The sequence below is a fragment of the Pseudomonas sp. PSPC3-2 genome (genome assembly GCF_049897085.1).
Lineage (GTDB): Bacteria > Pseudomonadota > Gammaproteobacteria > Pseudomonadales > Pseudomonadaceae > Aquipseudomonas > Aquipseudomonas paraveronii.
The window spans coordinates 213476-226937 of the sequence record NZ_JAFCVO010000007.1 but is presented as its reverse complement, the minus strand read 5'-3'; the positions used below and the strand labels follow the sequence as shown (position 1 = coordinate 226937).

Below are 13462 nucleotides of genomic sequence, written 5' to 3'. Positions count from 1 at the left end.
GCAGCACGTGAACGCCAGCAGCGTCGAGCCCTTTTTCGCAAGGAGATACCCCTATGAAGCATTCCGCTCTTGCTGGCTTGTTCGTTACCGCCGCGATGCTGGCGTCACCGGTGTTTGCAGCCGGAAAAACCGACCAGCTGTGTCAGATTAATCTCGACAAAATCAACAACGGCAAAGCGCTGCTCGCCACCGACACCAGTGGCAAACGCGGCGAAATCGATACCGCCGTGTCTCAAGCGCAGGCCGCCCACGCGGCAGGCGATGACAAGAAGTGCATAGAGATCACGTCCAAAGCCCTGCAAGACCTACAGAACGGTGACAAAGGCGGCAATCAGTAACGTCCCGACGTTCAAGGCCAACCTTCGGGTTGGCCTTCTGTGACCGTTTGACGTACACTGCATAGGCTTGTCACTCACTAAGAAACAACGAGTTACAAGCACGGGGCCGTTTAGGATTCGACGCCGGTCGCGAAACTTTAGGTGCATGCCGAGTTGGTAACAGAACTCGTAAATCCACTGTTGCAACTTTCTATAGTTGCCAATGACGAAACCTACGGGGAATACGCTCTCGCTGCGTAAGCAGCCTTAGCCCTTCCCTCCTGGTACCTTCGGGTCCAGCAATCATCAGGGGATGTCTGTAAACCCAAAATGATTGTCATATAGAACAGAATCGCCGTGCAGTACGTTGTGGACGAAGCGGCTAAAACTTACACAACTCGCCCAAAGCACCCTGCCCGTCGGGTCGCTGAGGGTTAACTTAATAGACACGGCTACGCATGTAGTACCGACAGCGGAGTACTGGCGGACGGGGGTTCAAATCCCCCCGGCTCCACCACTTCATCATCTAAAGACGTCCACGGACGTCTTTTTTTGTGCCTGAAATCCAGTGAATACAGGGGTTTCAGCGCTTATGGGAGCTTTGGAGAGTTTCTGAGTTCCAGCCGCTTTGGTATCCCGGACTATCAAATACTATTTTCAGGATACCAAAACGGTGCTGGAGGTAGCCCCATGCCTACTAACGCACCCCGCCTCTCCGATCGCCAACTGAAAGCAGTGAAGGCAACTGGCAAAGATTTCGTCCTCAGCGACGGCGATGGCGTACAGCTTCGAGTCCGCGCGAGCGGCTCAATGATGGGGAATTTCAATTACCGCGAGCCCCTGACCAGAAGCCGTATCAATATGGCGCTTGGTCCATACCCCGACCTCTCGCTAGCCAACGCCCGAAAGAAAGCCGCAGAGGCGCGTGCGCTGCTCGCTATGGGCATTGATCCTAAAACCCAGCGTGATGAGGTAAGGCAAGCCAAACTTGCTGAGACTGAACACACTTTCGAGAAGGTGGCCACCGCCTGGTTCGAGCTGAAGAAAGACTCCGTAACCAAAGCCTACGCCGAAGACATTTGGAGATCGCTGACGCTCCATGTGTTCCCAAGCATGAAAACAACGCCGCTCTCTCAAATCACTGCTCTGATGGTTATCAAGATCCTTCGCCCAATCGAGGCCAAAGGGAGCGTCGAAACCGTGAAACGATTGAGTCAACGACTCAACGAGATCATGACCTATGGGGTCAACTCCGGGCTGATATTTGCGAACCCCCGCAATGGAATTCGGGCGGTATTCAAGAAACCCAAGAAAGAAAACATGGCTGCGCTACCACCTGAGGAGCTTCCCGAGCTCATGATGGAAATCGCGAATGCCAGCATCAAACGCACGACCCGCTGCCTGATCGAATGGCAGTTGCATACGATGACCCGCCCTGCCGAAGCAGCCACCACACGATGGGCAGATATCGACTTCGACAAGCGCATTTGGACCATTCCGCCAGAGCGCATGAAAAAGCGTCGACCGCACACAATCCCCCTGACCGATCAGGCACTTTCGTTACTGGAGACGCTCAAGCAACTCAGTGGTAACAGAGAGTACGTGTTCCCTTCAGATAGAAATCCCCGCACCCATGCCAATAGCCAGAGCGCCAACATGGCGTTGAAGCGCATGGGCTTTCAGGACCGTTTAGTCAGCCACGGCTTGCGCTCGATGGCGAGCACCATCCTGAATGAGCATGGCTGGGATCCGGAACTGATCGAGGTCGCGCTGACGCATGTCGACAAGGACGAAGTTCGTAGCGCCTACAACAGGGCGTATTACATCGAACGCCGGCGCCCGATGATGGCCTGGTGGAGTGAGCATATCCAGCGAGCAGCTACTGGAAGCCTGTCGGCATCTGCCATCAATCAAACTAGGGACCGCAATGTCGTCCCGATATGCTAAGGGATTACTGGATGTCGATAGACTTGGCGACTGTCGCCAAGTCATCTGCTTGCCTGCGCTACTCATGCCAAGCCTCTGTACAGGGGAACTCCTGCGGCAATCATCAGGACGATGGCAGGGGCAATAACCACGCGGGCCGATAGCATCGCCCCTCAAACCCGGCCACATTCAGTGCTCCTCCGCCGATAATCACACACAACCCGATCGCGCTATTCAGTACAGCTGTATGGATTGCCGTGGCCGGTATCGTGTGATCACCGGCAATCCTCAAGACCCAGGTCTGCAGGCCAGTAAACAAAGCGAAAATGGCGACACCCCAGATCACCAGCAAGATACCCAACGGCGCGATACCCAGAAGAGGACCGTAAATGCCCAAGGTCACCAAGGCCAATGCCATCAAGGGTCGCCCAGCTAGCCATTGATCACAGCAAGGATTCCGGCAGTTAGTTCGTGCTTCACCAGCAAAAGACGGTAGTTAAGGGTGGCGGTTTCGTCCGGGATACGCTCCAGACTCACCCCCGCGATCTGGCGCAGGACGGTCGTTTCTTACAGTGCCTCTTCCATCGCCGGATCGCTGTAACCGGACCAATTTTGCATCATGTGTACGTGCAGCACCGCCATAAACGCTAAGGCCGGACGACCACCTTTGCCTTTTGGATAGTGCGGTTCGATCAGCACGATCAAGCTCTTCCAGGGCAGCACTTGATCATCTCGGTCAGGAACAATTCTTTGCGGGTCTGCTTGCGCTTGCCGACGTACTCGATGTCGACGAAAGTCATCTGCGTCATCACCGAAAGACTCGGCGATTAGTGTTCAGTGACTTCGCCAAATCAAGAAGTCTTTTTCAGAGTTTCCTTAGGTTCTTCAGCGATGTTGATCGCCAATCGCGAATTTGAATTCAATGATAAGTAACCGGCGGCAATCACCGCAGGCAACGGACTGGTCCTCGTGCGTATCGGTGACGTAGGATAAATGCCTCGACACAAGGAGAGTCACGGATGAGCGCTACCGACCCCCAATCGTTTTCCCTGGCGTTGCGCTCTTATTCAGGTGAGGTTGAGCTGCACGAACATGACTTTCATCAAATAGTCCTTTCTCAGTCCGGCTCAATGGAAATTGAGGTCGACGGACGAGGTGGCAAAGTCGACGCGAGCCAAGGCGTCGTGATTTGCGCGGGTTCCCGGCATACGTTTCTGGCCAACACCCATAACAATTTTCTGGTGTTGGATGTATCGACCGACCGTGGCGAAGCGCATAAAAGCACTTCTGCGTCACTTGACCCCCTCAACGACAAACGCTTTTTTGCGGTCAGGCCCGATATACGGCATTTGCTCGATTACGCCAGCAGCAACGGGCCACAGTTGGTCGGCTCGCTCGCGATGGCCGAGTCATGGAGTCGGTTGCTGTTGTGTTCTTTATTGCAGCCCGAGGTTGCGCGCAGCGACCCTGGCCAGTTCATTCTCGCTCGCGCGCTGGCCTACATCGAGCAGCACCTGGCCACCGCCCTGACGGTGCATGATATTGCGCGTTATGCGGGCACCAGCGAGCGGCGCTTGTATGCCCTATTCGGGCAGCACCTGAACACAACCCCGTTCTCGCATATCGCGAACTTGCGCCTGAATCTGGCCATTGATCTGCTGCGCCAAACGTCCTTGTCGATCATTGATATTGCGCATCGCACCGGTTACGCCGACCAGAGTGCGTTAACCCATGCCCTGAAGAAAGCCCGCCACCTGACACCGGCCGTTGTGCGTAAACAAGTGCCAGACCACTGAAAAATAGCAGTCCCGAACAATTCTTTGGCGGGACTGATCAATACTCGCTCTCTCGACCTTTCTATTGTTCCCGCTTGAGGATAATCCGCAGACGGGGCTTGCATGAGCACTTCCAACCCATCCATCACCCTTGCCAAGGGCGCCGCCAGTGCGACGCTGATCGGGGTGATTGCCGTGTTTTTGTGGGCGTGCCTGGCGCTTCTGACCACCTTGACCGCCGGGATCCCGGCCTTTCAGTTGCTGGCTTCGAGCTTCGCGGTCGCGTTCGTGGCCAGCCTGTGCATGCTGGGGATGCGTGGCGCTGCCGGGTTCAGCAGCTGGCGCCAGCCCTGGCCTGTATGGGCAACGGGGTTTGCCGGCATCTTCGTCTATCACGCGTTGTATTTCTTCGCCCTGAAGGCCGCGCCTGCGGCTGAAGCCAGCCTGATTGCCTACCTGTGGCCACTGCTGATCGTTCTGCTGTCGAGCTTTGCCACCGGCGAGTCGCTGCGCAAGCGCCAGTTGCTGGGCGCGTTGCTCGGCCTTGCGGGGACGGCCTTCATCATGCAACTGCGGGCCCAGAGTGACAGTGTGGCGATGCCGGTTATCGGTTACGCCGCAGCCTTTGCGTGTGCCTGGGTCTGGGCGATTTATTCGGTGTTCAACCGGCGTTTCAGCCATGTTCCGAGCAGCATCGTCGGGGGTATTTGCGGGCTGGTGGCAGTGGCCGGAGGGCTCTGCCACCTGGCGTTCGAAACCACGGTGCAGCCTGAACCGGGCCAGTGGGCGGCAATCATTGCCCTGGGGCTGGGCCCGGTAGGCCTGGCTTTTTTCGCCTGGGACCACGCGACCAAGCACGGAAATCTATCGATGCTGGGCGCCTTGTCTTACCTGGCGCCGCTGTTCTCCACGCTGCTGCTGATTGCCGTGGGGCAAAGCGATGCCAAGCCGATCCTGATGATTCCCGCCGTGTTGATCATTGCGGGGGCGGTCATCGCCACTTCACGCTCACGCACGACCTCACGGTGATTTCGACGGGTAAGGAGACAGGGAAATGAACTTGATAGCTTCGCAGGGAACCATGAGGATCGAGAGCGACGGGCCGAGTTTTTCGGTCGCACCTACGCGGCCCTTACTCAGTCATCTGGGAAAGCCATCGTTGCTGAACAGCCGAACCGGCATCCGCCGTCGCGCCAATGGTGAGGCGCCTCGTGTGCTGCTGTTTGTGCCGCCTTACACACGCCTGATCGAACCCACGTCACACGACAGCGCATTCGCCCGCATCGGCATTGATACGTTCGAAGTGATGAAGCGTGCCGGTACGCCTATCGGCCTGTTGCGCATCGCCACGGTAGCCCGGCGTGCCGGTTATGACGTGCAGATTGTCGATTCGCCCTTTGCCGGTTGGTCCCAGGAGCACAGCCTGGTCAAGGTCGACCAAGGGCATCTGATCCGCTACGGCCTGACCGATACGCAGATACGCGAGATCATCGAAACCGCGCAGCCCGATATTGTCGGGATCCAGTGCAACTACACCGTGCAATGGGGCAATGCACGGGCGTTGGCCGAGCTGGTAAAAACCCTCGACCCCAATCTGGTGCTGGTCACTGGCGGCGCTCACTCCAGTGGTGACTGGAAGAATGCACTGCTGGATTCGGCCTTCGACTTCGCGCTGATCAACGAAGCTGACCGGGCCTTTACACTGCTGCTCGATGCCTTGACTCACGAAGGGACAGACATCAATGCCGTACCCGGGGTGGCGTACCGCGACAGCCGAGCGCAACTGATCCGGCCCACCCAGAAATCCAGCTACCTGAGCATCATCCCCAAGCGGCAGGACCTCGAGGAGAGGCTCGGAGTGATGCCCTTGCCGGACTTCAGCTTTCTGAACATGAACCATTACCTGCAGCCTTATCACTCCTCAGGTGCGCGAGTACGCAAGCATGGCGCGTGGGCGCAGATATTCTCCACGATTGGCTGCAACGTGAACTGTAACTTCTGCTACATCCCGAAAATCAACGGCCCCTGGCGCGCACTTGGCCTGGACTGGTTTGACCTGCACCTGGCCGATCTGGTGAAACAGGGGGTCACCGAAGTCCTGATCGAGGACGATCACCTGATGCACGACCCGTTGTATGCGATGGAGGTTGGCAAGCTCCTGAAAAAACATGACTTGCCCTGGGTCGAAGAAGGCGGGTTGAGCCTTTTCAACCTAATCCTGCTGCATTTGGGCGAAGGCTTCATAGACCAGATGGATGAGAAGGAGCGCAAGAACCCGCAATATCGCAATGTGATCGAGGCGGTGAAAGGCGGACTTACGGCAAGGGAGTTCATTCGGTCGATTGCCGAAAATGGCTGCTACAACATCTACCTCGCGGTGGAGAGCGCGAACGAAGACAGCCTGGTCAATTCCAACAAATCCAGACTTAACGCGATCCAGCACTCGACGTTTGAGCTCATAGAAATTTTTACCGAGCACGGCATTCAGGTCACCGGCGGGTTCATGCTGGGGTTCGTCAATCCCCCGGGGGGGCCTGGGCAAAAGCCGTTTGTAGAGAGCCTGGAACTGATCGACCGCACCATCGATTACGCGGTCAACCTCATGGGCGCCGGCATGGCGTATGCCAACCCGTTTATCGTCACGCCGATTCCCGGAACTTCGATGTGGGAATACCAGCAGCAGTATGTGGTGCGTCACTACGACAATGGTTGGTCCCATGAGAAAGCCACCATGGCGACCGACCAGTGGAGTGCCGAGGACATCGAAAAAGCACGCATGGAGTTGCTGGTTCGGGCCAACGGGGCTGATCGTGTCAGGGAGATGGTGCGTCGCGGCACTTGGCCCGTGGACGCTTGATTGCACCCTATGAAGCGGTATTTACCCGATTGCCCTCAAGTATTCATATTTTCACTAAAGCTAAGATCTGCGTGCAGCATCCGGATCCAGTTTTGCTTTAGAACAACGCTATACCAAGGTCGAGGACCGAGCGGTCCTCGTAGTGACCTCCAGATTTGAAACGAAGGAAAGTTTTGGACGTTGTGAGTCACTCCTCCGCGAAGTAATCACTGTCTAGCTGTTTAACCTCGTACACCTGCTTAACGCTCACGCCCAGGTTGTTCTCCACCATCAGTCGCGCCAGCTCAACACCGTCGATCAGCACCACTTTGATATCCAGCCCCAGCGCTGCGGTAAGGGCACCATCGGAGAACTCCGAGGTGGTGATAAACACGCCCTTGCGCGCACGCTGGCGAGTCAAAGCACCGATGAATTTGTCGATCTCCGGACGATGCACCGTGTTGGTCCAGCGCTTGGCCTGGAGATAGATCACGTCCAGGCCAAGCCTGTCCTCTTTGATGATGCCGTCGAGGGGCTCAGGCACTCTTCCAAAAGGACCACGCGCATGGCATTCACCACCCTGATACTGGACGCCCCTGGCCCGCCGCTGCTATGTGAGGAAGTCGACCGATTCCTTGAACTCGGGCTGGCCGTCACCCTGAACCTTCACTACTTCACCGATAAGGACAGCATCAGGAAGCACTACGGCGAGCGCATTCAATATGCCCAGATCAATTGCCACGACAAGCCCGCCTTCATCGCTGCGCTGACCCAGGCCGGAGGCTACAGCGTGTTCAAGACGCGCTTGAACATCCCCCTCGATGGCGAACTGATCAACGCCGCCGCCTGCCTGGCAACACCGCTGCGCGCCATCGCCCAGGCAGGCGTAGGGCTTAACCACATCGACCGGCAAGCAGCCGGGCACGCTGGCGTGACGATACTGAACACACCAGGCGCCAACGCCCCAGCCGTCGCGGAATACGTGGTGGCCCAAGCGTTGTTTTTATCCAGGGACCTCGGCCACTACAACGCCGAAACCCACAAAGGTCATTGGTCCAAGGGCAGCCTGCCTCCCGTCCAGGAGTTCTCCGAGTTGACGCTGGGGCTGGTGGGCACTGGCGACATCGCGCAACAGGTCGCTCGCAAGGCTCGAGCACTCGGCATCAAGGTCATCGCTACCGGTTCGGAACGGTTTACAGGTCAGGTCGCACAAGACCTTGGGCTTGATCGAAGACCAACCCTCACGCAGTTGCTCGGCGAAGCCGACGTCGTCTCGATCCATACACCGCTCACGCCGCTCACGCGAGGCCTGTTCGACACGACGGCGTTCAGCCAGATGCGCCAGGGCTCGATCCTGATCAATACCGCTCGCGGTGGCATCGTCGACGAGGACCAGTTGGCAGCTTTCATGACGCGTTTTCCCGGGCATATCAAAGCGGTCGCCATCGATACCTTTGCCCAGGAAAAGGACCGCTTCAACTCACCGCTGGCAGGCATTCCCAATGCGCAACTGACGCCGCATATCGCGGGCAATAGCGCAACGGCGATCAGGACGGCTTCACGCCAAATCGTCGACAAGATCTACGCGTTCGGCATCGCGGCGAAATCACGCTAATCCCAGAGGACACAAGGAAGACCTCAGCGATGCCATGGGCCGCCCGAACATTGTGTGTCAGTGCGCCGACATGAGGCACTGGAGCGCTCGTTCAACTTGACGGGCAAAGCCTGGACATTGCGCGACAGCCCTATCGGCGTGGAGGGAGGCTCGGCCGGAGATTAGACTGTTTAGCCTCCCCGGCTCCTCGAACGACATGAATTGCCGGACTTCGCAGGCAGTCTAAAAGACATCGATCTAAATAATTCTCAACAATAAGAAATAGCAAGTTAGCCAACTAACTATTTAAAGTATCCGTGCGGATAGACACTCATCTGCTCTCATATCGTTTTAACCATAAATCCGCCCAGTATATTTTTTCACATATATTTTACATTCCGTTGCATATGCTAATGTCATTACGACACTAACGCTGTTTAACCAGGCTCAGGGAGTGTGTATGACCGGTGTATTGGCATCTGTTAACAGCCGCACACAACTGGTTGGGCAGAATAGGCTCGAACTGTTGCTATTCCGTTTCAATAACCACCAACTGTACGGGATCAACGTATTTAAAGTTAGGGAAGTTATTCGCTGCCCGAAGCTATCTTCAATACCAAAGTCTAATAGCAATATTTGTGGCGTGGCCAATATCCGAGGTGTCTGCATCCCTATTCTTGACCTTGCCATGGCAACGGGACTGCCCGGCGTCGAAGATCAGGAAAGCGCTTTTATCATACTTACGGAGTACAACAATCGCGTTCAGGGCTTCCTCGTCTACGCAGTCGAGCACATCGTCAACTTGAACTGGGAAGACATTCATCCGCCGCCCAAGGGCAGTGGTGAAAACAATTACCTGACCGCAGTGACCCGCACGGACGATCGCCTGGTCGAGATCATCGATGTTGAAAAGGTCCTGACAGAAATATCGCCATCGTCCGAGGAAATATCCAGCGGCGTGATCGATCACGACGTCACCCAACAAGCCCGACACCTGCGTGTATTGACCGTGGACGACTCGATGGTCGCGCGCAAACAGGTGACCCGCTGCCTGGAAACCGTGGGCGTCGAGGTGGTGGCCTTGAACGATGGCCGGCAAGCACTTGACTACCTGCACGCCATGCTCGACGAAGGGCGCAAGCCCGATGAGGAGTTTCTGATGATGATCTCCGACATCGAGATGCCAGAGATGGACGGTTACACCTTGACCGCCGAGATCCGTAACGACCCGCGCATGGCCAACCTGCACATTGTGCTGCACACCTCGCTCTCGGGGGGCTTCAACCAGGCCATGGTCAAGAAAGTCGGCGCCGATGATTTCCTGGCCAAGTTCCGCCCCGATGACCTGGCCGGCCGTGTCATCTCACGTATCAAAGCCGTCAATCCGAACTGAAGTTCTATTACTACAAGACTCAAGCCAAGGAGGCTGTAAGGAAGCGAATAAGAAAAAATCAACAGAGGGCAGATCATGTCGAAATGTAGTGAGCTCTATCAGCTGGTGTCAGACAACGAAGCCAGGCCATTCTGGAAGGACTGCGCGCGTGACGCGCAAGCGGACATCCGGTGCGCCATGGGCTGTGGCGCGCAGCTGGCCGAGACGCCCAAATTATCAGACCCGGCCCCCGCGCCCGCAGCGGCTGCGATCGCCCCCACCGGAATGAACGACGAGTTGGTCGCCGCCCAGGAAATCTGCGCCCGCGCCAAGACCGCCGTGGTCGAGATGTTCAGCCATGCCCGCATGGGCCGCGCCCTGGAGCTGGAACATATCGGCGCGCTGATAGACGACATTTCCTCTTCGATCGCACGTCATCCCAACGCTTTTATCAGCCTGGCTCGCCTGAAAAGCCTGGACGATTACACCTATATGCATTCGGTCGCCGTGTGCGCACTGATGATTGCCCTGGGCAACCAGCTGGACCTGCCTACTGCGTTGATTCGCCGGGTGGGAATGGCCGGCCTGCTGCATGACGTCGGTAAAATGGCCATACCGAGCGCCATCCTCAACAAGCCTGGACGCTTGAGCAGTGACGAATTTGAGCTGGTCCGCACCCACCCGCTGGAAGGCGAGAAAATCCTGCAGGCGACCTCGCAGCTGTGCGACATGGTCGTGGATGTCTGCCTGCACCACCATGAACGGGTCGACGGCAGCGGCTACCCCCATCAGTTGGTGGGCGACCAGATCAGTCTTTTTGCGCGAATGGCCGCCGTTTGCGATGTCTATGACGCAATCACCTCGGACCGATCCTACAACCGAGGCTGGGACCCCGCCGTCGCGATTCAGCAAATGTCGACATGGGACGGGCATTTCGATGATGAGGTGTTCCGTGCGTTTTTGAAGTCCGTGGGCATTTATCCAGTCGGGTCTATCGTTCAATTGAAAAGTGGCAGTATCGGCGTAGTGATCGAACAACATCCCGACTCATTATTGACGCCAAAAATAAAGTTATTCTTCTTGCCGGTGTTAAATATCTATATCACCCCAAGAATAGTCGACCTGAGTGATCCCGAACAAACCGATCGCATCATTGCGCGCGTGCCGGCACAGCGCTATGGCTTTAAAAATACCGAACGCTTATGGCTCGACGATGAGGCGTCAGAACAGAACTAAGCGACTACCCAGCTGTACCGCATTTATATGCTTAAGCAGCCCATGATCAAGCAGTAAGCCTTGTAAACAAAAAACTGGAATGCCGACATCCAATTATTTCGGCAACTACTAGCGTGGGCAGGAAATATCATGAAATTCAACTCATTACAGACTCGAATTTGCTTCACCGCCGGACTCTGCCTATTAATCTCTTGCGCGAGTTTGGTGTCATATGGGTTGTACTCCTCAACCGCCAATCAAGCCTACGTGGGTACTGAAGTTTCAGCATTGATTGAAAGTGGCACCATCCGCGAAGTGCAAAACCTGGCGGAGTCCCGTGCCAACGCCATCAAGGCGAAGCTGCAAAATGCCTTGGACTCGGCACGCACGCTGGCCAATACGCTGGGCGCGAGTAAAAGTGCGCAAAGCCCGCTGGCGCTGGGCCGCGATCAAATCAATACGATGCTGCTCAGCGTGCTCAAGGACAACCCCGAGTTCAACGGCACGTATTCGTGCTGGGAGCCAGATGCGCTGGACGGCCAGGACCAAGCGTTTCGTAACAACGAGGGCGGCAACAACCCGTTGACCGGCCGCTTCACGCCCTATTGGACGCGCAGCTCGGACGGTCATGTCGCGGTACAACCGCTGGTCGAGTACGACTCCGATGCCCGCCACCCCAATGGTGTGCTCAAGGGCGGCTGGTACAGCGGCCCCCGGGATACCCAGAAAGAAAGCGTGCTCGACCCCATTCCCTACGTGGTGCAAGGCAAAAATGTGTGGCTGACCACGCTCTCGGTGCCGATCACCGCCAATGGCAAGTTTTACGGCGTAGTCGGTGCGGACTTCGACATTTCGTTTATCCAGAAACTCAGCGAGCAAATGTCCGCCGACCTCTACGGCGGCAAAGGCTCAGTGTCGATCCTGAGCAATCAGGGGCTGGTGGTGGCCGACAGTAAACGGCCAGAATTGATCGGCCAGCCACTGAAGGCGTTGCTACCCAACACCTGGGATAAGGTGCTGGCCAATGTGCAGAAAGGCCAGGGCGACAGCCGCCTGAACCAGGACACCCAGGAAATCGAAGTGCAGATGCCGATCACCCTGGGCCGCACCGAAAAACCCTGGGCCATCTTGATCCACCTGCCCAAGGCGGTGGTCATGAGCCAGGCCATTACCCTGGAGAAGGAACTGCAATCGCGTGGCGTCAGCAGCAGTATCTGGCAGGTCTCGGTCGGCCTGGGCATCTCATTGCTGGCATTGCTGGCGCTGTGGTTCGCTACCGCAAAAATCGTCGGGCCGATTCGTGAAGCCGCCGCCTTGGCTGCCAACATCAGCCTGGGAGACTTCTCCCGTCGCCTGGTGCAAAAATCCGAAGATGAGGTCGGCCAGTTGTCCTTGGCTTTGAACGAGATGTCTGAAAGCCTGCAGCGTCAAGTCCGCGTGGCTGAACGTATCTCCGAAGGCGATCTGGACCTCGAAGTGCGTTTGTCCTCACCCAACGACACGTTGGGCAAGTCCCTGGAGAAAATGGTCGGCAACCTGAACACCTTGATTTCCCAGGTGCAGGCCAGCGCCACGCAAATCACCGGCAGCTCCGCACAGGTCACCGAGTTGAGCCAGTCGTTGTCCGACGGCGCGTCCAATTCGGCATCGTCCATCACTGAAATCAGTGCCGTCATGACGCAAATGGCCGCGCAGACCTCCGACAACGCCGCCAATGCGAAAAAGGCCGACGAACAATCCCAGGCCTCACGCGCCGACGCCGGGGAGAGTGACAAGCTGATGAGCGAATTGATCGCCGCCATGGCGGAAATCGACAATTCGGGCAAAGACATCACCGCCATCATCACCACCATCGACAATATTGCCGCGCAGACCAACCTGCTGGCCTTGAACGCAGCGATTGAGGCCGCGCGCGCCGGGGAATTGGGCCGCGGCTTTGCCGTCGTCGCCGATGAAGTCAGGAGCCTCGCCGCCCGCAGCGCCGAAGCAGCCCAGCAAACCGCAGCGCTGATCGCCGACTCGTCGACCAAGACGCAGCGCGGCATGGTCATCGCCGGTCGCACGGCCGACTCGTTGCGAAACATCGTCACCGGCACCAGCACCGTTTCCAGCCTGGTGTCGTTGATCTACCAAGCCTCGAGTGAACAGGCGTCCGGCTTACAGCAAGCCAGTATCGGTCTGGAGCAGATCGACGAAGTCACCCAGCAGAATCAGGCCAACTCCCAACAATGCGCAGTGGCCGCCCGCAACCTGTCGGAACGGGCCAGTTCCATGCAGCAAGGGTTGAGTCGTTTTAAAGTCAAAGCCACATAACGCCCATTTGCAGCCATCGGGAGTGAAGCCGGGGGTGGGTTTACCACCACCTCCGGCCCGGCCGCATAAATTCCGCCTCTATTCACGAAATATTAAGAAGCGCCCCCCTATACT

The 13462-nt window shown here is 56.9% G+C and carries 11 protein-coding genes, 1 other RNA gene and 1 pseudogene; 10 read left to right on the top strand and 3 right to left on the bottom strand.

What is annotated here, in order from left to right; genetic code table 11:
* Positions 1-53: 53 nt before the first annotated feature.
* The 3 genes from ACP7CJ_RS14185 (at position 54) to ACP7CJ_RS14175 (ending at position 2264) form a co-directional block, all read left to right on the top strand.
* Entirely contained in the window at positions 54-338 is a 285-nt protein-coding gene (locus ACP7CJ_RS14185) for a hypothetical protein (RefSeq protein ID WP_247395660.1), read from the top strand.
* A gap of 102 nt (positions 339-440) precedes the next feature.
* Positions 441-834, top strand: a transfer-messenger RNA (tmRNA) gene (gene ssrA, locus ACP7CJ_RS14180).
* 173 nt (positions 835-1007) lie between these two features.
* Positions 1008-2264 carry an integrase domain-containing protein gene (locus ACP7CJ_RS14175; protein ID WP_426100626.1) on the top strand — a complete coding sequence of 419 codons (1257 nt, stop codon included), beginning with the start codon at positions 1008-1010 and terminating at the stop codon, positions 2262-2264.
* 103 nt (positions 2265-2367) lie between these two features.
* Here ACP7CJ_RS14175 and ACP7CJ_RS14170 read toward each other — a convergent pair whose 3' ends face one another.
* Both ACP7CJ_RS14170 and ACP7CJ_RS14165 read right to left on the bottom strand, forming a co-directional pair.
* A complete protein-coding gene (locus ACP7CJ_RS14170) occupies positions 2368-2661 on the bottom strand; it encodes a hypothetical protein (RefSeq protein WP_426100624.1) in 294 nt (97 codons plus the stop codon).
* 17 nt (positions 2662-2678) lie between these two features.
* A pseudogene (locus ACP7CJ_RS14165) lies at positions 2679-3052 on the bottom strand (transposase); the annotation flags it as partial.
* A gap of 210 nt (positions 3053-3262) precedes the next feature.
* Here ACP7CJ_RS14165 and ACP7CJ_RS14160 point away from each other — a divergent pair.
* From ACP7CJ_RS14160 to ACP7CJ_RS14150, 3 genes are all read left to right on the top strand, one after another.
* Positions 3263-4039 carry an AraC family transcriptional regulator gene (locus ACP7CJ_RS14160; protein ID WP_276194943.1) on the top strand — a complete coding sequence of 259 codons (777 nt, stop codon included), beginning with the start codon at positions 3263-3265 and terminating at the stop codon, positions 4037-4039.
* 102 nt (positions 4040-4141) lie between these two features.
* Positions 4142-5047 carry an aromatic amino acid exporter YddG gene (locus ACP7CJ_RS14155; protein ID WP_276194944.1) on the top strand — a complete coding sequence of 302 codons (906 nt, stop codon included), beginning with the start codon at positions 4142-4144 and terminating at the stop codon, positions 5045-5047.
* Positions 5048-5177: 130 nt separating this feature from the next.
* The gene (locus tag ACP7CJ_RS14150; RefSeq protein ID WP_426100622.1) at positions 5178-6875 is read left to right on the top strand and encodes a B12-binding domain-containing radical SAM protein; all 1698 of its coding nucleotides are present in this window, start codon (positions 5178-5180) and stop codon (positions 6873-6875) included.
* A gap of 187 nt (positions 6876-7062) precedes the next feature.
* Here the strand turns inward: ACP7CJ_RS14150 and ACP7CJ_RS14145 are convergent, their stop codons facing one another.
* Positions 7063-7398 (bottom strand): restriction endonuclease, encoded by a 336-nt coding sequence (locus ACP7CJ_RS14145; protein WP_426100620.1) that lies wholly within the window; start codon positions 7396-7398, stop codon positions 7063-7065.
* A 21-nt stretch (positions 7399-7419) separates the two neighbouring features.
* Here ACP7CJ_RS14145 and ACP7CJ_RS14140 point away from each other — a divergent pair, with 21 nt between their 5' ends.
* The 4 genes from ACP7CJ_RS14140 (at position 7420) to ACP7CJ_RS14125 (ending at position 13348) form a co-directional block, all read left to right on the top strand.
* On the top strand, positions 7420-8469 hold the full coding sequence (locus ACP7CJ_RS14140; protein WP_426100618.1) for an NAD(P)-dependent oxidoreductase: 1050 nt from the start codon (positions 7420-7422) through the stop codon (positions 8467-8469).
* Positions 8470-8908: 439 nt separating this feature from the next.
* Positions 8909-9841: a chemotaxis protein CheV gene (locus ACP7CJ_RS14135; RefSeq protein ID WP_276194947.1), complete on the top strand. Its 933-nt coding sequence runs from the start codon at positions 8909-8911 to the stop codon at positions 9839-9841.
* A gap of 105 nt (positions 9842-9946) precedes the next feature.
* Positions 9947-11056, top strand: coding sequence for an HD-GYP domain-containing protein (locus ACP7CJ_RS14130; RefSeq protein ID WP_426100616.1), 1110 nt, complete (start codon positions 9947-9949; stop codon positions 11054-11056).
* Between the two features lie 129 nt (positions 11057-11185).
* Positions 11186-13348 carry a methyl-accepting chemotaxis protein gene (locus ACP7CJ_RS14125; RefSeq protein ID WP_276194949.1) on the top strand — a complete coding sequence of 721 codons (2163 nt, stop codon included), beginning with the start codon at positions 11186-11188 and terminating at the stop codon, positions 13346-13348.
* Positions 13349-13462 lie beyond the last annotated feature (114 nt).

Bases quoted from the DNA above. Each gene is read 5' to 3' on its own strand.
- ACP7CJ_RS14155 (WP_276194944.1), top strand. From the start codon at position 4,142: ATGAGCACTTCCAACCCATCCATCACCCTTGCCAAGGGCGCCGCCAGT.
- ACP7CJ_RS14185 (WP_247395660.1), top strand. From the start codon at position 54: ATGAAGCATTCCGCTCTTGCTGGCTTGTTCGTTACCGCCGCGATGCTG.
- ACP7CJ_RS14140 (WP_426100618.1), top strand. From the start codon at position 7,420: ATGGCATTCACCACCCTGATACTGGACGCCCCTGGCCCGCCGCTGCTA.
- ACP7CJ_RS14160 (WP_276194943.1), top strand. From the start codon at position 3,263: ATGAGCGCTACCGACCCCCAATCGTTTTCCCTGGCGTTGCGCTCTTAT.
- ACP7CJ_RS14170 (WP_426100624.1), bottom strand. From the start codon at position 2,661: ATGGCATTGGCCTTGGTGACCTTGGGCATTTACGGTCCTCTTCTGGGT.
- ACP7CJ_RS14135 (WP_276194947.1), top strand. From the start codon at position 8,909: ATGACCGGTGTATTGGCATCTGTTAACAGCCGCACACAACTGGTTGGG.
- ACP7CJ_RS14175 (WP_426100626.1), top strand. From the start codon at position 1,008: ATGCCTACTAACGCACCCCGCCTCTCCGATCGCCAACTGAAAGCAGTG.
- ACP7CJ_RS14125 (WP_276194949.1), top strand. From the start codon at position 11,186: ATGAAATTCAACTCATTACAGACTCGAATTTGCTTCACCGCCGGACTC.